Source organism: Cyanobium sp. N5-Cardenillas, assembly GCF_024345515.1.
Taxonomy (GTDB): domain Bacteria; phylum Cyanobacteriota; class Cyanobacteriia; order PCC-6307; family Cyanobiaceae; genus Cyanobium.
On record NZ_JAGQBG010000028.1, the window covers coordinates 1 to 18,778 of the forward strand.

The 18,778-nt window shown below is 68.9% G+C and carries 17 protein-coding genes; 1 reads left to right on the plus strand and 16 read right to left on the minus strand.

What is annotated here, in order from left to right; translation table 11 throughout:
• On the plus strand, window positions 1–961 hold a 961-nt coding region (locus KBZ04_RS03920), incomplete at its 5' end, for a sigma-70 family RNA polymerase sigma factor (protein ID WP_254990597.1).
• A 193-nt stretch (window positions 962–1,154) separates the two neighbouring features.
• Here the strand turns inward: KBZ04_RS03920 and KBZ04_RS03925 are convergent.
• The 16 genes from KBZ04_RS03925 to KBZ04_RS04000 all read right to left on the minus strand — a co-directional run.
• Window positions 1,155–2,249: a L,D-transpeptidase family protein gene (locus tag KBZ04_RS03925; RefSeq protein ID WP_254990599.1), complete on the minus strand. Its 1,095-nt coding sequence runs from the start codon at window positions 2,247–2,249 to the stop codon at window positions 1,155–1,157.
• Between the two features lie 160 nt (window positions 2,250–2,409).
• The gene (locus tag KBZ04_RS03930) at window positions 2,410–2,574 is read right to left on the minus strand and encodes a hypothetical protein (protein WP_254990601.1); all 165 of its coding nucleotides are present in this window, start codon (window positions 2,572–2,574) and stop codon (window positions 2,410–2,412) included.
• A 44-nt stretch (window positions 2,575–2,618) separates the two neighbouring features.
• Window positions 2,619–3,392 carry a hypothetical protein gene (locus tag KBZ04_RS03935; protein WP_254990602.1) on the minus strand — a complete coding sequence of 258 codons (774 nt, stop codon included), beginning with the start codon at window positions 3,390–3,392 and terminating at the stop codon, window positions 2,619–2,621.
• Window positions 3,389–5,392, minus strand: a complete 2,004-nt coding sequence (locus KBZ04_RS03940) for a contractile injection system protein, VgrG/Pvc8 family (RefSeq protein ID WP_254990603.1) — start codon at window positions 5,390–5,392, stop codon at window positions 3,389–3,391. The genes KBZ04_RS03935 and KBZ04_RS03940 overlap by 4 nt, the downstream gene beginning before the upstream one ends.
• The gene (locus KBZ04_RS03945) at window positions 5,389–5,607 is read right to left on the minus strand and encodes a tail protein X (protein WP_254990604.1); all 219 of its coding nucleotides are present in this window, start codon (window positions 5,605–5,607) and stop codon (window positions 5,389–5,391) included. Before KBZ04_RS03945 ends, KBZ04_RS03940 begins: the two co-directional genes overlap by 4 nt.
• Before the next feature lie 3 nt (window positions 5,608–5,610).
• Entirely contained in the window at window positions 5,611–6,558 is a 948-nt protein-coding gene (locus KBZ04_RS03950; protein WP_254990605.1) for a phage tail protein, read from the minus strand.
• Complete coding sequence (locus KBZ04_RS03955; RefSeq protein WP_254990606.1) at window positions 6,558–8,684, minus strand: phage tail tape measure protein; 2,127 nt, start codon at window positions 8,682–8,684, stop codon at window positions 6,558–6,560. Before KBZ04_RS03955 ends, KBZ04_RS03950 begins: the two co-directional genes overlap by 1 nt.
• Window positions 8,685–8,837: 153 nt before the next feature.
• Window positions 8,838–9,191, minus strand: a complete 354-nt coding sequence (locus KBZ04_RS03960) for a phage tail assembly protein (RefSeq protein WP_254990607.1) — start codon at window positions 9,189–9,191, stop codon at window positions 8,838–8,840.
• A 50-nt stretch (window positions 9,192–9,241) separates the two neighbouring features.
• Entirely contained in the window at window positions 9,242–9,742 is a 501-nt protein-coding gene (locus KBZ04_RS03965) for a phage major tail tube protein (protein WP_254990608.1), read from the minus strand.
• A gap of 58 nt (window positions 9,743–9,800) precedes the next feature.
• On the minus strand, window positions 9,801–11,210 hold the full coding sequence (locus KBZ04_RS03970; RefSeq protein WP_254990609.1) for a phage tail sheath C-terminal domain-containing protein: 1,410 nt from the start codon (window positions 11,208–11,210) through the stop codon (window positions 9,801–9,803).
• Between the two features lie 53 nt (window positions 11,211–11,263).
• Window positions 11,264–11,704, minus strand: a complete 441-nt coding sequence (locus tag KBZ04_RS03975) for a hypothetical protein (RefSeq protein WP_254990610.1) — start codon at window positions 11,702–11,704, stop codon at window positions 11,264–11,266.
• A complete protein-coding gene (locus KBZ04_RS03980; RefSeq protein WP_254990611.1) occupies window positions 11,701–13,119 on the minus strand; it encodes a hypothetical protein in 1,419 nt (472 codons plus the stop codon). Before KBZ04_RS03980 ends, KBZ04_RS03975 begins: the two co-directional genes overlap by 4 nt.
• A gap of 16 nt (window positions 13,120–13,135) precedes the next feature.
• A complete protein-coding gene (locus KBZ04_RS03985) occupies window positions 13,136–16,516 on the minus strand; it encodes a DUF4815 domain-containing protein (protein ID WP_254990613.1) in 3,381 nt (1,126 codons plus the stop codon).
• A gap of 8 nt (window positions 16,517–16,524) precedes the next feature.
• Window positions 16,525–17,013, minus strand: coding sequence for a hypothetical protein (locus KBZ04_RS03990; RefSeq protein WP_254990615.1), 489 nt, complete (start codon window positions 17,011–17,013; stop codon window positions 16,525–16,527).
• 60 nt (window positions 17,014–17,073) lie between these two features.
• Window positions 17,074–17,949 carry a phage tail protein gene (locus KBZ04_RS03995; RefSeq protein WP_254990617.1) on the minus strand — a complete coding sequence of 292 codons (876 nt, stop codon included), beginning with the start codon at window positions 17,947–17,949 and terminating at the stop codon, window positions 17,074–17,076.
• Window positions 17,946–18,778, minus strand: an 833-nt coding sequence (locus KBZ04_RS04000; protein WP_315860047.1) for a baseplate J/gp47 family protein, incomplete at its 5' end; no start/stop codon positions are given. The genes KBZ04_RS03995 and KBZ04_RS04000, both read right to left, overlap by 4 nt.

The following is an 18,778-nucleotide window of genomic DNA, read 5'->3' on the forward strand; positions in this document are numbered from 1 at the left end:
CGGCATGCGAGCCCGCGAGCGGTTCATGACGGCGAACCTGCGGCTGGTCGTTCGGTTCGTCACCCGGATGGGCGCCGGGGCTTCGTCGCTGGAGCTGCTGGACCTGATCCAGGAAGGGAACGTCGGCCTGGCCCGAGCGGTCGAGCGGTTCGACCCGGCGAAGGGGTACCGCTTCAGCACCTTCGCCTACTGGTGGATCCGCCAGGCGGTCGGCCGGGCGATCGAGCGCACCGGCCATCCGGTCTCGATGTGCGGCGCCGATGCCGAACGGCTCGGGAGAATCGGCAGCCTGGAGCAGCGCCTCCGGGCCGCCCATGGTCGCGAGCCGACCGAGGAGGAGCTGGCCGCGGTGCTCGGGATCACCCCGCACCACCTGCGCGAGCTGCGCCCCCTGCGGTCCAGGTGCGCCTCGCTCGATGCCGCCACCAGCGACGGGTCCACCATGCTCGCTGCCCTGGCCGACAGCCGCAGCAGCGGCTCAGACGATCCGCTCAGCGATGCCCGGCTCCAGGTCGCGGCCCTGCTGGAGCAGCTGCCCCCGAGGGCCCGGCGGATCCTGGCTCAGGCCAAGGGGCTGGAAAGCCCACCGCAGTCGGTGGCCCGACTGGCGGCCGAGCACGGCATGAGCCAGGCGGCGGTTCGCCGGGAGATCAGGGCCGCGGAGGCCCAGCTTCGGATCCATGCTGATCAGGCTCCTCGGGCAGGCCGAATCCAGCCCGCAGGGCCCGAGCCAGGGACGCGGCTCGCTCGCGACCAGCCTGTGGGTCGGCCGGCGCCGGGGAGCGGGACTGCTGCAGGGCCTGGCGCAGCATCCGCACCTCCAGCCGAGCGCTCTCGATCATTGACTGGCACTTCGCCAGCTGCAGGATCGCCAGCTCCAGGCCCCGGACGGCTGTTGACCGGTCCAGCCGCCGGGCGATTCGCCGGTCCAGCTCCACCGTCAGCTGGCGCTCCAGACTGAGCCCTCCCAGGCCCGGCGGCAGGTCTTCCTCCCCCCCCCACCCCTCAGCGACAGCCATGGATGAACCTCAGGTCAGGGTCAGCGTGGGCACCGATGCCCGCGGCTCCTGCTGCTGGGTCGTGAGCGCCCCAGGGGTGCGGGCCGCGGTCGCGGTCGGTGCCTTGGCTCGGATCCTGGCAGCGGCGCTCCGCCGTCACCGTTCCTGATAGACCGAAACGAACACCGCCCCCGGAGCGTCGACCAGCGGCATCACCTTGTCCCGGAGGTCGATGTTGTGCATCCGGACGCAGCCGAGGGTCGGGAGCAGCGGCTGCCGTGGCGCCCAGGCCCCAGGCCAGCCCGCTCCGGATCCGCCGCCGTGGATCATGATGCCGGCCCTGCCGTGCTTCCGTTCCTGGTCCTCCAGCTCGACAAGGTCGAGGCTGAACCAGCCGTAGCCGATGGCGTCGCGGGAATAGGGCGGGTTCGGGTTGCGCTCCCAATCCCGGTAGACCTGCCCCACCCGATAGAGCCCGGGCGGGGTGTCGGTGTGCCGTTCGTTCCACTGGTTGTCGCGGCCTTGCCCGCGGGCGAGCGCCGGCAGCTCCCACAGCAGGGTGCCGCGGAAGTTGTAGGCCTTGCAGGTCTCCACCAGGTCGTTCACGACCAGGTGGAAATCCCCATCCTTGAAGCCGTAGTCCTGCGGTCGCTTCGCCGGCATCACCACCCGAGTGGTGATCGGCCTGGCCAGGGGCCTGGGGGCCGTGGTCACGTCGGCCGCTACGACCGGCCGGGCCAGCGCCATCAGGGCGGCGCGGGAGCGACGCAGGGCCTCGCGGGTGGCCTCCACCTTGGCTGGGTTGGCCTTGTTCCCGTTGATGCCGTCATAGGCCCCGCGGCCGTCAGCGCGGGGGATGCTGGCCCATTCCAGAGCCAGGTCGTTCTGGGCCGCGTCGAGGTTGTCGTGGGCTCCGGTGAGGTAGTCGGACAGCCGCCGGCGGATGCCGCGGAGGATCAGCCCGACCGCCATACGGTCCTGGTTCACCCGGTCGAACCGATCGGTCCTGGTCAGGCCGGCGGCCCTGATCGCGAGCGGCATGGTCCCGGGGGTGACCTGCAGCTGGCCGACAGCGAACACCTCGCCGCGGGCCTGCAGCTGCTCCACCTCGCCGATCGTCAGGCGCTGCAGGCCGCCAGGCCAGGGGCCCGGGGAATCGCCAGCCCGGCCTCGGTTGTAGGAGTCGGGGCCGCCCTCGCCGGAATAGATCAAGTCCAGCAGCGGGCGCAGGGCCTGCACTTCGTTCGTCACGGTTGCCTCCAGGGGGCGCGAATGGACATGGCGCCTCCCAGGGCTCGGGAGGCGCCGGTTTGGACCGCGGGGTCGATCGGTTCATGCGTCACCACCGGCCCGGGCTCCGGAGGCTGAGCGGCGTCCCAGGCGGCGATGGCGTCATCCACCTGGGACGCGATCACTTGGGGGCGTTCGCCTTCGGCTTGAACTGGGCCAGCAGCATGCCGAGGATCCGGAGCACCAGCTGGATGACCGAGTGGTCCTTCAGCGGCGACATACCGATGATCTCGCTGGCGGCCGCGTACACGATCGCGGCGATGGTCAGATAGTCGTGGGGAGCCATGGTGGGAGGGGTACCTGCGGGGCAGGATACCGAGCCCGAGCGGATCAGCGCCGGCGGAATGTCGTCCCGATCTCCAGAATCCGGGCCATCGCTAGTCGCAGGCGGGCCATCGGCGGCGGCTTGATGACGCGCCGCTTCATTGTCTCGCGGATCTGATCGAATAGCCCCGACAGCATCAGCATGTGAGGGCCATTCTTCTGGCAGTCGAAATACGATCGCCGCTTCGTGGTGTATTGCAGCGACACAATCCCCACCGGGAGATTCCCGATTGTCACCAGATGATTCGCCATAAAATACATGCCGTTATCTTCTAGGTGTTTAATGCACAGCGCCGGCATTCCTCTCCGCTTTTGGATAGTCGACCAGGTTCCGGACGCGAGCATAGCTTCCAGCTCAATCATGATCCGGCCGATAGGAACATCCTTGATAGGTTTCGGCATCGGCTTAGATCCTTCGCTGACGAACTGGTTAATGGTCGTCATTCGCTGCAGGTGGTATCCGTCATGGTCGACGGTGCCGTTGTGGAACGCGACAAGGATCGCACGGTCTGCCCTCGCGAGAATGGCCATCTGAGCCAGCAGGCCGGTCAGCTTCCGCTCCTCCTCCACCGGCGCCCAGGTGGTGCTGAGCCGATCCTGCAGCGTCGGCCGGAGGGCCTGGCTCCATAGGGCCCATCCCATCGCTCCGATGAGCAGCACCGAGTCGAAGCCGATCTGCACGTCGATCTTCGGAATGAACGCCGGACCGTTCGGCCCGCCGCCGATCTGAAACCTCAGCCCATCAGGCCTCGCGTTCTGGACCTGATTCGACTGGTTCATGGTTGAAATCTCCCGTGAAGGATGACGTAGACGGTTCCATCGGGTGTCCGGAAAGACGCTCGATCACCCTTGGCAGTGCCGGGAGTGTTCCCGACCCATTGCGCGCCATTCTGAAGGCGCAGTCTTGCGCCGCGACGGAAAGCGAAGTCCCAGCCGCGATGGCTGCCGTAGCCGCGCCTCGCGCCGAACCGGCCGCCCGGGACCGTGACCCCACTGCTCAGGGGCTGGCCCTCCACGGTCACGAACCTGTCCAGGGAGCCGCGATCGAAGAACGCCCCATCGGCCCGCTTGATGTCGAAGTGGTCGCCGCTGCTGGTCGGCCCGATGTTGCCCTGCACGTAGGTCCCGCTCGCGGTGGGCCCGCCAGGGAACAGCCCGGACGGACCGCCGCCGCCGCCGCTCGCGCCACCAGGACCGCGGTTTTCCCGAGGCGTGCCGCACTCGATCGAGGTCTGGAACCCGCTCCGGTCCAGCCGGTGCTGGACCCGGTTGATCACCCAGGGCACCCCGTCGATCTCGCGCCGGAACCCCTGCAGGGTGATGGTGCCCTCGGCGGCCAGCTGCGGCATCCCCGGCCGCTGGATGCTCACCTCCACCGATGCAGCGGCCAGGGCCGCTGCCTTGCTCTCGGCCGCCCGCTCCGCCTCTTTCTCGCTGCGGTAGGTCTTGGGCAGCTCCAGGGTCGGGAACCCCTGCCCCTGGCGGTGCTCGACCACTCGCTCGGTGCTTGTCTTGCGGTCGATCCATCGCGCCTTCACGGCGGAGTATTGGGCTCGATCCTTCAGCCGCGCTCGCCACTGGGTCTGGCCATCGTTCCGCAGGGTGGCGGCGGTGCTGGCGGCGAAGGTCCCGCGGTCTCGATCCGCCAGCACCAGCTGGCCGTCCTTCGGTTTGATGACCACCCCGAACCGGGTCGCGAGCCGGGTCAGGAAGGCCTGGTCGCTTTCGTTCGTCTGGTCTTCATGGCGGATCCGTTCCTCGGCCGCCGCCGACCTGATCACCGGCGTCAGCTTGTGGCGCGCCGCCACCGTGGTCACGATCCGCCCGAGGGTGGTGTCGTGCCAGGACTGGGTCCGGCGCTGCTTCAGCAGGGTTCGCTGGCCTGGGGAGATCGCCGGCGATCCCGGGGGCTGGGCCTGGGCCGCCTCCTCCCGGGCCTGCCGCTGGTTGGCCAGGTTCGCTCGGGCCTGCCGGAGGCGATCCTGCACTTCGTCGACGGTCCCGCGGGCCCGGTTGCCGTTGCGGCCGTCATAGAAGCCCACCCCCGAGGGGCAGACCACTCCGGCCCACTCCTGGCACAGGGCCTGGTGCGCCGCGGTGATGTTGCTGCTGCGCCCGGTCAAGTAGTCGCGCAGGGCTGGCCGCTTGCTCCCGAGCAGCAGGGCCGTCGCCATGCGGTCTTGGTTCGCGGCGGAGAATCGATCGCCGGTCTTCAGCCCCGCGTCGCGCATCGCCTGCTCCAGGGTGCCCGGCACGAACTGGGCCGCCCCCACTGCGAACACACGCCCCGAGCGCTGCAGGGCGATGACCTGGCCGATCGTCTGCTCCGTCAGCCTGCCGGGGAAGGGGCCGGCCGAGTCGCCGGCGGTGCCCCGGTTAAAGCTCTCGTAGCCGCCCTCGCGCTGGTAGATGTAGCCCAGTAGCCCCCGGACCGCGGCAGCCCCCTCCCAGGCGATCGCAGCCATGCCTCCCGCGCTCGCTTCGGCGCTGCTGGTGCTGGAGGCCTTGATGACCATGGACCGAGGGCCGTTGCCGAACTCGACCTCATCGATCACGAAGGACCCGACGCTGACCAGGGGCGCCCCTTCGTAGCCGAGCTCCACCACCACCGCCGCGCCCTCGGGCGGGACGGGGATGCTGGCGTCGCGATCGTCGATCGCCACCTCGCAGGTGTCGCTCTGCTGGCCCGCTTCGTCGACCACCGTGATGCTGACCAGGCGATCCCTCACCTGGGTGGTGGCGTCCAGGCCGTTGATCGACAGGCGGAACGCGGGCCTCACAGCGGCTCCCAGAATCGGAGCAGGGTCGTCCCTTCGGACGGCCGCGGCAGGTCAGGCAGCAGGATCTCGACGCCAGGCGGCAGGATCGGCAGCAGGGTCGCCAGGTTGCGGTTCACCTCCAGCACGGCCTCCACCGTGCCCTGGCTGCTGCCGTAGAACTCCCAGCAGATCCGGTCGAGCATGTCGAGCTGGCTGGTGGTGTAGATCGCGGCCATGGGTCAGTCGGGGAGCAGGGCGTTCCGGACCTGCTCAGTGATGAACGGGTCCACGTTCAGGATCGGGGCCAGGCTGGCGGCCGCGTCCACCATCTCGCGCATCGCCGGCGAGGCCGGTCCCGCGATCTCCTGGATCAGCTGGCCGCCCAGCTGCACGCCGAGGCCCTGCAGGCCCTCCAGGGCGATGCCCAGCACCTCGGGGCCGCGGCCGGAGCTCACCTGCTGCACCATGCGAGCCGCGTTCAGTCCAGCCGCGAGCCAGCCGCCCTCCTGATTCGGGTTCAGCGCGCTCAGTCCGGTGGCCTCCAGCACCTGGCCGATCAGGCCGCGGTTCGGCTGGGCCACCTGGGTCGCGACCGCGCCGATGCTGCTGCTGCTGAAGCCGGCCAGGCTGGCAGCGCTCGCGATCGCCGGGCTCTGGAACACCCCGGCGATGTTGGCCGTCGCTCCGAAGGCGCTCGCGGCACTGGTCAGCGGGACCACGGACTTGACCGCTCCGGTGGCGGCGCTGGCGAACCCGTTCAGGCCGCTCGCGGCGAGGGGGCTGGCTCGGTTGCCCGGGTCGTCGGGCCCGTACTCCAGTAGCTCGATCGTGAAGTCGATCCGCCGCGCCGCTCCGCCCTGCGCGAACAGCCGCCGGCCCTCGCGGATCGAGGTCATGGTGAACTGTCCGTAGACCCGGCCGAGGCCATCGGTCAGCATCAGGGGCTTGCCTTCGTCACCCATCCGCCGGAGGTCGTCGATCGTCGACTGGCGGCCGGTGTTGCCGGGGTAGATCACCCCGGACAGGGTGATCGAGTCCAGGTTCGGCCCGGTGAACTGAGTCGCGGGCTTGCGCATCAGGCGGCCCTGTTCCGGCCAGCTCCAGGAGATGTTCCGGTCGAGCGCTTCGTGGACGCCGTCCGGGACGGTGAACTGGAACTCGCCCAGCTGTAGGAGGGGGGCCGCCATCAGTCGCTCAGCATGGATCGGTAGGAGGATTCCAGCTCGTAGCGGAGCTGGGTGAAGGCGTCCTGGATCGCCCGCTGCAGCTGGTCAGAATCGGCCCCTGCGGCGTGGATCACCACCGCCCCAGGCTGGACGGTCAGCTGGACGGCAGGGCCGCCTCCCTGGCCCGCGTAGGCCCCGACGCTGGGGTGCACGTAACCGGAGCCGCCGAACTCGACCACCTCCGGCCGGCGCTCGCCGACCAGGTAGGCCTGGCCCGGGCGCACCCGGCCGCCCCTCGCCCTGGGGATCGGCCTGATGTTGTTCGCCGGGCCGTCGCCGGCGCCGCTCACCCAATTCCACAGCCGGGTCGCGCCGCTCTGAACGCCACGGCTGTAGGCCTCCCCCACCGCCATGGCCGACTTGAGGATCCGCCCGGGCAGCTGGGCCAGCTGCTGCAGCAGCCAGCCGATCAGGTCGGTGGCCCCGCGGCGGATCAGGTTGAAGCCGGCGCCAGCGGCCTGCCCGAGCGCTCCCATTAGCCGGCCGAAGGCGTCGCCGATCAGCTGGCTGTCGCCCATGGCGATGCCCTTCAGCAGGTCCCAGCCGGCCTTCCAGCCGTCGCTGATCCCGTCCAGGGCGGTCAGGGCGCCCTGGCGCAGCCAGTCGAATCGGCCCCAGGCCCACAGCAGCACCGCCCCCAGCGCCAGCACCGCCGCCACCGTCAGCCCCACTGGGCCCGTCGCCAGCACCAGCAGGGCCTTCCCGGTCCCGAGGATCGCCGGGAGCCAGCCCGCGAGGGTGGCGCCCAGCTTCAGTCCGGCCAGCACCTTGCCCGCCCCGCTGATCAGCCCCAGGGCCGAAGCCACCGCCGGCGCGACGGCCACGAAGGCGATGAACGCGGCGCCCAGGGCCACGATCCCGGTCGTGAGCTTGGGGTTCTCCTCCGCCCACTTCGCCACGTTCGCCAGCAGCGGAGCGGCGATCTTCGCGAGCCGGTTCAGGGAGGGCAGGACTGCGCTCCCGACCGTGATGGCCAGGGCCTGCAGGTTGTTCTGGAGCAGCTGCAGCTCATTCGCGCTGGTCTTCGACCTGACCTCGTACTCCCGCAGCATCGAGCCCGCGTAAAGGCTCTGATCCCCGACCGCCTTGAATGCCTTCTCGACCGCTTCGTAGTTCGCCAGCAGCGGAGTCAAGGCCCGAGCTTCGTCGCCGAACAGCATGCTGGAAAGGCTGTTGCGCTTCTCGGCTGGCAGGTTCTGGATCCGCCGGAACACGTCCAGCACCGTGCCGGCGCCGTCCTGCTGCATCCGCTTGGCCACCTCGCGGCTGTCCAGCCCGAGCGCCTGGAACGCTTTCGACTGCCGTTTCGTGGCGGCCTCGCCCATGGTCAGGGCCCGGACCATGTTCCGGAAGCTGGTCGCAGCCACCTCGGGGGCGGCGCCGGTCGCGATCATGGCCGAGCCCAGGGAGGCGATCTGCTCCCCGGTCATCGCGATGCGCCGGCGCTCGGAACCCACCCGCTGCAGGAAGTCGACGATCTCATTCGCTCGGCTGGCCGAGCTGTTGGACAGGTGGTTGACCGCGTCGCCCAGGTTCTCCACCTGGTCCTGGGTCAGGCCCATGCCGGTCCGGAGCTTGGCCATTGCCTCGCCCGCCTGATCCGCTGTCATGTCGAACGCGATCCCCATGCGGGCGGCGCTCCGCACGAAGCGGTCCAGGTCCTTATTCGCGATCCCCGCCTGCCCGGCCGCGGCGAACATGGACGCCAGCCCCGAGGCGGTTATCGGGATCTCCCGGGACATTGCCAGGATGTTCTGGCGCATCGCGGCGAACTGCTTCGGGTCGTCCATTCCGGCGACGACCTTCCGCACGTCGGCCAGCGAAGACTCAAAGTCGATGGCCTGGCGGGTGCTCGCTGCCAGGCCCAGGGTCAAGACGCCAGCTCCGGCCGCGGCGCCCTGCCACAGCGGCGCCCCCAGAGTGTCCCGCAGGCCTCGCCGGCCACTGCCAGCCACGTCATTCAGGGCGGTGCCCAGGCCGCCGATCTTGGCTCGCGTCTGGCGGATGGCAGCATCGAGCGACCGGCCGACGCTCCCGCCGATCTCGATGCCGACGCGCAGGATCCCGCGGTTATCGCCGACGGCCACGGCCACCCCCCTGAACCTGGCTCGCCACTTGCTTAGCCGCCTGCTCCTCCAAGGCTACCGAGGCGTCATAGGCCTCCCAGAACTCATCGATCGGCAGCGATTCGCAGTCGTGCCGACCCCATCCAGTCAGTCGAGAAAGCTCGACAATGTATCTCAGGATTTGATGGGGGCGGCCTGCTGAAAAGAGTCCACCACCTCCAGCACGCGGATCGTATCGGCGAGGGTTAAAAGATCCAGCTCGTCATCACTGAGCCCCGCGAGTTTCGCTGCCATCAGCAATAGCAGCTGCTGCATACTGCATTCTTCGACATTCCGTTTCGTGAAGGTCGCCCGGAAATCACGGCCGAACGGACGGCGCAGGGTGATCTCGGTGGTGTCGACCCCGCCGATCTTGATGGGCTCGGACAGCCGAACCGTGACAGCCCCGGTGGAGGGGTTGACCGAGATGGGCCCGGGCGCCGGCTGTTCAGCGGGCTCGGGAGTGGCGGCTGGGGCGGCGGTGGCCATGGTTCTGCGGTGTGGGCAGCCGTCAGATCATAGGCTCGCGATCCCGACCGTTACAGGCCCAGGGCGGCGCGCTGGGCGGCGAGCTGGTCTTCCCCGCCGATGTTCCGGACCATGTTCGGAATGTCGATCTCGACCACCACCTCGCCGTTCACCTGCAGCTTGTAGTAGGTGAGGTTGGCCATCAGGTCGATGGTCTGCTTCTCGCCCGGGGTTTGCTCGCCCATGTTGGCCTGCTTCAGCATGCCGGTCATGGTGACGATCAGGGCCTCGGCCGGCTCCTCGGGGCGCTGGATGGCGCTCCGGGCGATGTAGCGGATGCCAGGGCGGCCCAGGACGGAAAACACCTGCTCATCGGGATCCGACAGGACGAACCCGAGATCGAGCTTCTCCATCCCCATGTCGTAGTCCACGGCCGCGTCCATGCCGCCGGCGCGATGCTCGGCCGTCACCAGGGCGAGGTTCGGATAGTTCAGGGTGTCGATCCAGCCGGCCTTCCCGAACCCGTCGACAAACAGGTTCAGGTTCTTCGGGATCCGGGGCAGGCGGGCCATGGCGTCGCGGGTAGGGTGGTCAGGCTGGGGTCAGGGTACCGACCCCAGCGGCAGGGGATCAGGCGAACAGGTTCACCAGGAAGTTGTTCGTGATCGAGGCGAGGAAGGTCACTCGCTCGGCGGGGTAGCAGGGAGTGAAGTGGTACCGGATCTTCACCTGGCCGTTCACGATGTCGTTGGCCGGGTTGTCCGCGGCATCGGCCCAGGCATCGCCGCCCAGGATCGCGCCCCGCTGCTGGAGGCTGCGCAGGTAGTCCCGCACCGACTCCACCACCTGCTCCAGGTAGGTGGCGGTGATGCAGCGATCCACGGCCCACAGGTGGGCGTGCATGATCGACTCGGCCACCATGTCGGCGGTCCGGATCACACTAAGAAACTGGTACTTCGGATCACTCGACAGGGTCCGGTTGCCCCACAGGCGGAAGCCGTCCTCCCTGATGGTGGTGGCGATCTTCAGCTCGTTCAGCAGGTTGGCCCGGCTGGTGCTGTCGCCCAGCTGGAAGTCGATGTGGCGGGAGACCCCCTCGACGCCGCGGACCTCGCGATTGCTGGGGCTCCACCAGAATCCCCGCTCCTGGTCGCTGAGCACGATGATCCCGGCGATCGCCGGGCTGGGCGGCCGGGCGATGCCGTTGAACAGATACCAGGGATCGTGGCTGTAGATCCGGGGGCTGCCGAAGTCGTCGGCCACCTGGATCGCCTGGGCGTCGGTGAGGTTGGGGCCGTCATTGATGACCACCGCCCGCAGGGCCGTTGCGACTCCCTCCAGCGAGCTGGTCACCCGGTTGCGCACCACCCCGAGCGTCGGGGTTCCGGCAACGGCAGTCGTCCCACTGGTCGGGGGCGCGATCGCCACCGTCACGCCCGTGGCGTAGCCGCTGCCGGGGTTCTCCACCACCAGCTGAGAGACCCCGCCGCCGGTCACGACAGCGCGCAGTCGGGCGCCGGACCCGCCGCCACCGGTGACGGTCACCACCGGAGGGCTGGCCGGGTTGTAGCCGCTGCCCTGGTTGGTGATGGGGGCCGTCAGGATCCCGCCGCTGAAGCGCTGGTGGGTGAAGCCGGGCGCAATCAGGATCCGGGGGGTGAAGCCGAGCTCGGACTGGGCCGCCCGGAACAGCTGGAGGCCTTCGTACTGGCCCGTGGTGCCGTTGGTGCCGCCGAGGATGTTGGCGTTGGTGGCATTCGCGTCGGCGCCTTCGGTGACGCGGATGACCACGACCACCGCCCCTTTCGGCGCGTTGTCGTAGAGCATCTCCAGGGCCCAGGGCAGGGTCCCGGCGGTGCCCAGGCCGACCAGCTCGCGGCGGCTGGTGATCAGCTTGAGGCGGTTGATCGGCCAGTCGTTGGCCACGGCATTCGGCGCGGTGCCGATGATGCCGACCACGCTGGAGCGCAGGGTTCGGATCCCCCTCGGGAGGTCGTCAACGTCGATGACCTCGACGCCGTGCAGGAAATCCGTGGTCATGTCTGGGAGGCTCGCCTGGTGGGGTCAGGGTACCGAGCCCGCAGGGGTGGCCCTCAGGGCGCCGGAGGCAGCACCAGGGGCGGGCTGAGGCGGCTGGCGGTCATCAGGCCCTCCAGCTCCTCTCGATGGGCTGCCGTCAGGGTGGCGGCCCCCACCACCAGGCCGATGCAGGCCTGGATCGCCGGCACGTTGGGACGGCCGACCTTCGCATCCTGGAAGGCGGCGATGAACGCGGTCAGGGCGGTGTTCACCGGCAGCGCGACCATCGCCTGGGCCAGCAGCGACTGGTAGGCCTGGGACAGCAGCACCGCGTCCCAGAACCCCACGTAGTCGGGCGGCTCGGGCGCGGCAGCCGGAGCAGGCTGAGGGGTGTTGCCGGCCTGCTGCCAGGCGATGAACTCCTGGTAGGCCCGGTTCCTTGGGTCCGCGGGGATCAGGGCCCCGTCAGAAAGGCGCTCGATGAGGGTAGAGCCATTGATCAGCCGATAACTCATAGTTCAGCATCTAGGGGATAGCGGTAGCCAAGGACATAGAACTGGCCGGGGCCAGCAGCCTGGACGAAGGGGGCGGCCCATTCCGAGGTGATACGGGAAATGGATTGGGCCGCATTATTGAGAGCGGCAACCCCTGTTTCTGGATCGGCTTGGAGGGCTCCAATCGCCGGGACCGTCCTCATCCGGGTCGGGTAAGGAATGCCGACCTCGATAACTTGCGAGGCCCCCTGAGCGATTCCCCACACGTTCAGCGGAACGTAGTGGAAAAATCGCTTGCACAGCAGATTCTCGACAGGCAGCAGCAGGGTCTCAAACGGCGTTGCCAGCGGTCCCGCTTCCAGTTGCACACGGGCGAGATCGAAACTGCCTCCCGTTTGATTAACGAAACCGAAGGTAACTTGCAGGCCGTTGATGGCTTGACCCGTCAAAGAGAAAGTAACAGCGTATCGCGTTAGGGTGGAGTTGACGGTGACACTTGCCTGAGGGCCGGGGGTGAATGTGTTGTAGTTGTCGGGAGTGTTGGGATAGGTCAGGTCTACGATCAAGTTAGTCCTGAGAGTGTTCGACGCATCGAAGCTCAGGGTTACTTGCTGTCCCGCAAGGTGCGCAACGTCCCAGGATTCAATGCGCTGGTTCACTGAAATCCCAGTATTCCCTGCGCCGCCGGAGAATCGAAGGCGAGTGGCTCTGTCCACAATGACTTGCTGGACGTTTGACGTTCCGCCGATCGAAGCGCAAAGCCAGCGGTCCAGCGTGTAGGCGGCTGTATTCGCCGCGATGTTGAAGCTGCCACCTCGCTGGGAGACCAGCATCGAGCCGTTGATGATCAGGTTCTTCAGGCCGCCTCGGAGCCCGGCCTCGATCGCTCGCTGGGTGCCCTGAGTCGTTCCGACCGTGATGTTCCCGCTCAGGTCTGCCGAGGGTCCACCGTTCACCTCCAGGCCGCCGGATGCGAACACCTGCCGCCCCCGCGGGACGAACCCTTCCGCCACGAACTGGGTCGTCGCGATCCGGGTGCTGACGCTGTCCGACGCAGGCGTCGGGGCCGTGGGCGCGCCGGTGAACTCCGGCGACGCCAGCGGGGCCCTGCTGGTGTCGATCGGGTGGCGGTGGTCCTGCCGGGAGAATCGCCTGCTGGCCCCCGGCGAAGCCGGACCGTTCGCCACGGGGTTCGCCGTGCCGGCCTGCCCCAGGACGAACTCGGTCGTCGCGATCCGGGTGCTCTCGTTGTCGACCGCCTGGGTCGGCGCCGTGGGGTTCCCGGTCAGCCCTGGCGACGCCAGCGGCGCACGAGCTGCCACCGCCGCGTCGATCGCCTCCAGCGCCTGCCGCAGGCGGAGCACGTCCACGCTCAGCAGGTTCGGTCCCGCCGGCAGCGGGAGGTTCAGGTTCGTGGTCCGGTTGTCGATCGTCATGGGGGCCCCTCGCGGATCAGGTCACCACGGCCCGCAGGTTGCGTACCTGAGGCCTTGCGCCGGGTGAGCCGGCCAGGTTCAGGCGGACCCGGGTGCTGGTGCCCGCCGCGGTGAAGGACGCGAGCACGTGGCTGAACTCGGTCTGCCCATCGGCCAGGGCCGAAGTCGCGCTGGTCGGGATCGTCACCCAGGTCCCGCTGCTGTTCTGGACCTGGACCTGGGCCGACGATGCGCCCGGGATCTGCCCGTCGTAGATCACGTTCACTCGGCGGTTGGCCTGGCAGGGGAAGGCTCGGCTGGTGTAGACGCCAGCCGCCTGCAGGTTGCCGAGCATCACCTGGGTCCCAGGGAACAGGAACGGCGCCTCGGTCGGGGTGCCCCTCAGCTCAGCCGACAGGGTGATGCCGGTGGTCAGCCGCTCGGTCAGCTCGATCCGCGCATTCTCGGCGCCGCGGATCTGCTGGCCGTCGTCGCGAGTGAACACGAAGACCACGTCCGTGGCGGAGGTCGGCCGCTCGACGGCGGCCATGGCCACCAGGTCGGAAATGTCGCCGTCCAGCAGCGAGATCGTCCCGGTGGCCGGGGTCGCCGGGTTGTTCGCCACCGGGAAGGTGAAGGTATTCGCTCCGGTCACGGTGACGGTCTGGGCGCCGTTGTAGGCGCTCTGATTCGCCCCCGAGACCACCACCACCGCGCCGCTGGTGAACCCATGGTCTGGGGCCGTCACGGTGGCCGTCCCGCCGCTCCGGGTGATGCTGGTGGCTGTCAGCTTGCGGACCCGCCCGAGGTTCACCGTCCGGGTGTTGCTGGTGAACTGGGCCGCGTTCAGGCGGAAGGTGAGGTCCTTCTCCTGGAAAGGGGTCCAGGTGCTCGCGTTGCTGGAGGCCAGCAGCGTGCCGACCTCATAGGGCTGGGCGATGACCCAGCGGCCGGCGGCGCTGTCGAACCGCCCCAGCTCCCCGAGCGCCAGCGCATGCGTCGGGTCGTCGGTCAGGATCACGATGGCGAACTCCTCCTGCGCCGGCAGGTAGATCGGTTCGTCCAGGGTGATCCGGGTGAAGGTGCCAGTCGCGACCGGGCCCATGTTCAGCCGGCCCTCGGCGATCACTCGATCAGGAATGCCGACCTGGGTGGTGCGGATCTCAAACTTCACCGGGTTCGACCGGTTGCCGATCGCGGTGAACCACACGTCCACCGACGTGATGACCCGGCCCTGCTCCAGGCGGAAGGTCTGCGCCAGCGGATCGATCGCCGGCACGAAGACCGGGGTCCGGCGGGTGACGATCAGGGTGCCGTCGCCGGTGAACTGGGCCGCGCCGTAGTTGCCCTGGCTGCCGAAGAACTGCACCAGCTTCGTCCCCGAGGGAACGTTCGCCGGGACCACGAAACTGCCGGTGATGGTCCCGACGCCGTTGGCCGCGGGGATGCCGCCCACCGGCAGGGAGATCGAGTCGAACAGGAGCGAGGTGATGGTCTCGCCGGGATCGAGCCCGAGGATGGTGAAGGCGACCGTGATCTGCCGGAGGAGCTGCACCGGCCGGCGGTCCACTTCGTTGACCACGGTCCCGGCGAAGCGGCGCTGCAGGCGGGTCTGGAGCGGCACCACCGCCAGCTGGTTATTGACCACCCCGAACCCGAGGATCCAGAACGTGTCCCAGCTGGGGTCGGACCAGACCGTGGTTTCGACCACCTCGGTAAAGCGGTCGATCGAAGGGTTCAGGGTGACCGGGACCGGCACCGGGGTGAAGGTCTGGTAGGGGTTGATGCGCTCGCTGCCAGTGCGGAGCAGCTGCTGCACCACCGGCACCTCGGTGAAGGGGAGGGTTTGCAGGGTCGAGTTGTTATCGATCGCCCGGTAGATCACCGGCCGGATCGCCAGCTGCAGGACCCCGTTCACCACGGCCGCGGACTGAGGCGTGATCCCCTGGTCCCGGAGGTCGTCATCGAAGAACGGGTCAACGAAGACCCCGAGCTTGCTGGCCGGCTCGCGGCTGGCCACGTCCCGCTCCAGCCGCTCCAGGGCCACCAGCTCAAACAGGTCCAGGACCAGTCGCTTGACCTGCTGGAGCTCAGCGAAGGGCATCGCCTTGACCCCGTCGTTCTCCACCGGCGGCGTCCCGATCCAGTTGCGGGTGACGGTCGCAAGCGCCAGCAGGTCGTCCGGCACCAGGGGCGGAATGGGCCCGAAGCGGTTCGCGGTGCCCTTGACCACCGACAGCGCGCCCTGCCGGTCGATGCAGATGCGGTCGAAGCGGGGGAGCTTCCAGCTGTAGTCGGTCAGCACCAGCTGGCCAGCGACGGCGCCGGCGACCGTGAAGGTGCCCGCGTTCAGGTTCACGTTGGCGGGGGTGACTGTCGCCAGATAGCGGTAGGTGACCTGGTAGGTGGATCCAGGGGCCGGCTCAGGGCCGCCAGGGCTCCAGCTGATCGCGTCGCCGCTGAGCAGCCAGCTCGCAGGGCTGGAGTAGACCGTCGCGCCGGCGTTCTGGGTGACGCTGGTGACGGCCACCACCGACACGTCGGGCAGCACGTCCGTCCCGTTGGCCGCGCCGCCGCGGGTGATGTTGACGGTCTTCTGTAGGGTCGCGACCACCTGCTGGATCTGCTGCACCGGCGTCCGGTTCAGCTGGATCGGGGTGGTGCCGTCGACGTAGGTGTCGGGCTCAGAGACCACCACCTCCAGGTCGGGATCCTCGGGGTAGTCGAGCCGCCCAGCAGCGGGCCGATCGACCTTGTATCCGAAGATGTTCCCCACGCCCTCGCGCACGCTGAAGGTGGTCGAGTTGACGGCGACGACCTCCAGGCCGCTGACGATGTAGTTCCCGTTGGACTCCCGGTCGTAGCGGCGAAGGGCGTCCAGGAAGGGGTTCGCGGTCGGGGGCTGCTGGTTCAGCAGCACGCCGCCGTTGACGGTGTAGACGCTGTAAAACGGCTGGAGCCCTTGGCCGCTATGGGCCCAGGTCGGGGTCACGCGCAGGCGAGCGGCGCCGGGTTCGTTGAAGTTCTTCGTCCCGACTGCAGGGTCCCGCAGCGCCGGCACCTCCAGCGCGGTCAGCTGCTCGATGTTCAGGTAGACGCCGATCTGCACGACCCCGGTCGTCGGGATCGTGAAGGACCGCTCAGGAACGCTGCGGATCGCGCCCTCGATGTAGATGAGGGACGGCGGGCACACCACCGCGCCGGTGGTGCTGTTGATCACCGGTTCCGTCCCGGAAACCACGGCGCCATCGTTGTAGATGGTGTCGGCGATGCGCTGCAGCCGATCCAGGAACATGCCCTGCAGCTCATTCATCTCCGCGGATTGCAGGCCTCGCGGGCGGAACAGCATCTCCTCGTAGCGGTCCGCCGCGTTAAAGCGGTTGAAGTAGCCGGCGAGAGTGATGGGGATGATCGGCATGGCCCGGATTAGAAGGTCAGAACGTACTCAAACTGCTCCCGAGTCGTCGGGGAGCGAACAACCTGGGGCGATAGATGATCGATCAGGTACATCGTCCCAGGGTTGGCAATTTGCCCCGGAGCGAGGTACATCTGCCCGACCGGCACGCCCGTATTCGCCTGGGTGTTGATGAACACCGCCGCCTCGCGGATCGTCGCGGTGGGTGCGTCGACGAAGTCGAACAGGGCCCGCACGTAGAGATGGCCGGTCGGCTGCGCGCTGACCGACCAGTTCCCATTCGGCAGCTGGATCGCTCCTCCCGAGTTGGGAGTGACGAAGTCCACCTGGGTGGCCCGCCTCCGGCCGATCTCATTCAGCAGGGCAGTGGCCGAGGTGTTCTCCGCCGGGGGGTTGTTGCCCCAGGAGGCGTCGCCCGAGCCCCAGGCGACGTGGATGGCGGCGGATGCCCTGATTGCCGAAGCGATGGCAGCGCGCCCGCTGTTGACCAGGACCCCCACCGGTGAGACCTCAAGCGATGGGCGAAGTCTATCGGCGGGGGTTCAGGACCCCGGACGGCGTCAGGTCAGGGTCCGGACCCGAGCGCTGACCGCCTGGCTCGCGGCCTCCCAGGAGGCGGCCGGCCAGGGCGTCGCGAGCCAGGTGGAAGACAGGACCTCCCGCAGCACCTGGGCGGAGTAGAGCCGCGTGTGCCCGGTGGGGTCGCTGGGTTCGTGATAGCTGTCGCTCAGGACCGCGGTCTGGCTGAGCACCCACAGGGAGGCCCCGCGGATCACCTCCAGGGACCAGAGGCGCATGCTTGTGGCGCCCGCCACGGTCAGCCCGAAGTCCAGCCGCTGCTGGAACGGCCGCCCGAAGGACACCTGCACGAATCCGCCCAGCTCCGGCGGCCGCACCCCGGAGTGGTCGCTGAGGATCGCCCCGCTGGAAAGCCCGTGGTCGGAGAGCACGAACCGGCGGAAGTCGTAGAAGGCGAAGACCCGCTGCAGCGGGCTCCGCGCCGGCGCTGACAGCCGCGCCAGGGCGACCACGTCCCGGAGCTGCTCAGTTGTCCGGGCTCGATCCAGCTCGACCTGGAACTCGGGCCAGCGATCGAACGGATAGACCGGGCGGGCGCTGTCAGATTCGTCGACCTGCGCCGCGATGCCCAGCCAGGAGATCGCCTCGATGATCGACTGGGGCGTGCCGCGGATCCATTGCCACGGCACGCCCCTCCGGAGCGCCGTCAGCAGGTCGGGGTGGTATTCGCTGATCTCGTCGAGCCCGTATTCGTAGATCAGCCAGCCGATCACCGATGGCGGAATCGGCTGGCTGAGGATCGTGGCGGCACGGATCGCCTCGGCTGGCGGGCCCAGCTCGGGAAGGAAGTTGGACGCCCGGGCGAGGTCCCGCTCCAGCGGCGTCGCGTTCGGCGGCAGCAGGTCATGGACGCTCATCGGTCGCGGCCTCCGAAGGTGAGGGTGATCTCGCCCAGCAGCGGCAGCGTGGTCGGGTCACAGGGCACCACCGCCGCGGGTGATGCCAGCTCGACACGCTGCACCCCTTCGGCCTGCAGCACCCCGATCACCCAGCTGGGGGTCACGTCCCACCCCAGGGAGGCCTCCGCCGCGAAGGCGGCCTGCAGGTCGCTCGCGAGGCCGTTGAACACGGCGATCGGGGTCTCGGGCAGCAGGTAGACCGTCGCCGTGATCGGCACCGTCACCACCACCGGCGGGGCCACCACGATCGAGTCCGTCACAACCCGGACCGCCGGATCCTGCAGCGCCCCCTCGACCACCGCCAGCAGCTGCGGCGTCGGCACCCCGTCGCCCACGCGGGAGCGCACCGTGGCCCTCACCACCCCAGGGCCGGGGGAGTCGATGCCCACCTCGCCCACGTCCGGGTCCGCGGTCAGGGCATGGAACCGATACCAGGCCGCGGAGCCGGCAGCGCTGCTGCCCCTGATGCGCTCGATCAGGCGGATGCGCAGCTGTTCGTCGGTCTCGCCTGCCAGCCTCGCGACCTGGTAGTTACTGGCCCGGTTGTCCAGGTCCGCGCCGACAGCGAAGCGCACCAGGGTCCCGCGGAGGGCGTCGTTCACCCGGGCCCGGAGGATTGTCTCCCGGGCCACCGCCACCTCCAGGACCTTCACCCCGGGATCCGACTCGACGATCTCGGTGTAGGCCGGGTCGCGGGCCTGCAGGTCGGACAGGGCCGCCTCCAGGTAGAGCTCAAAGTCCAGCTCCTCGACGATCTGAGGATCCGGAAGGGCGTCGAAATCCAGGG

Excerpts from the sequence above, each read along its gene's own strand:
- KBZ04_RS03970 (WP_254990609.1), bottom strand. The coding sequence starts at position 11,210 with ATGACCACGGATTTCCTGCACGGCGTCGAGGTCATCGACGTTGACGAC.
- KBZ04_RS03930 (WP_254990601.1), bottom strand. The coding sequence starts at position 2,574 with ATGGCTCCCCACGACTATCTGACCATCGCCGCGATCGTGTACGCGGCC.
- KBZ04_RS03975 (WP_254990610.1), bottom strand. The coding sequence starts at position 11,704 with ATGAGTTATCGGCTGATCAATGGCTCTACCCTCATCGAGCGCCTTTCT.
- KBZ04_RS03935 (WP_254990602.1), bottom strand. The coding sequence starts at position 3,392 with ATGAACCAGTCGAATCAGGTCCAGAACGCGAGGCCTGATGGGCTGAGG.
- KBZ04_RS03950 (WP_254990605.1), bottom strand. The coding sequence starts at position 6,558 with ATGGCGGCCCCCCTCCTACAGCTGGGCGAGTTCCAGTTCACCGTCCCG.
- KBZ04_RS03960 (WP_254990607.1), bottom strand. The coding sequence starts at position 9,191 with ATGGCCACCGCCGCCCCAGCCGCCACTCCCGAGCCCGCTGAACAGCCG.
- KBZ04_RS03980 (WP_254990611.1), bottom strand. The coding sequence starts at position 13,119 with ATGACGATCGACAACCGGACCACGAACCTGAACCTCCCGCTGCCGGCG.
- KBZ04_RS03945 (WP_254990604.1), bottom strand. The coding sequence starts at position 5,607 with ATGGCCGCGATCTACACCACCAGCCAGCTCGACATGCTCGACCGGATC.
- KBZ04_RS03985 (WP_254990613.1), bottom strand. The coding sequence starts at position 16,516 with ATGCCGATCATCCCCATCACTCTCGCCGGCTACTTCAACCGCTTTAAC.
- KBZ04_RS03965 (WP_254990608.1), bottom strand. The coding sequence starts at position 9,742 with ATGGCCCGCCTGCCCCGGATCCCGAAGAACCTGAACCTGTTTGTCGAC.
- KBZ04_RS03995 (WP_254990617.1), bottom strand. The coding sequence starts at position 17,949 with ATGAGCGTCCATGACCTGCTGCCGCCGAACGCGACGCCGCTGGAGCGG.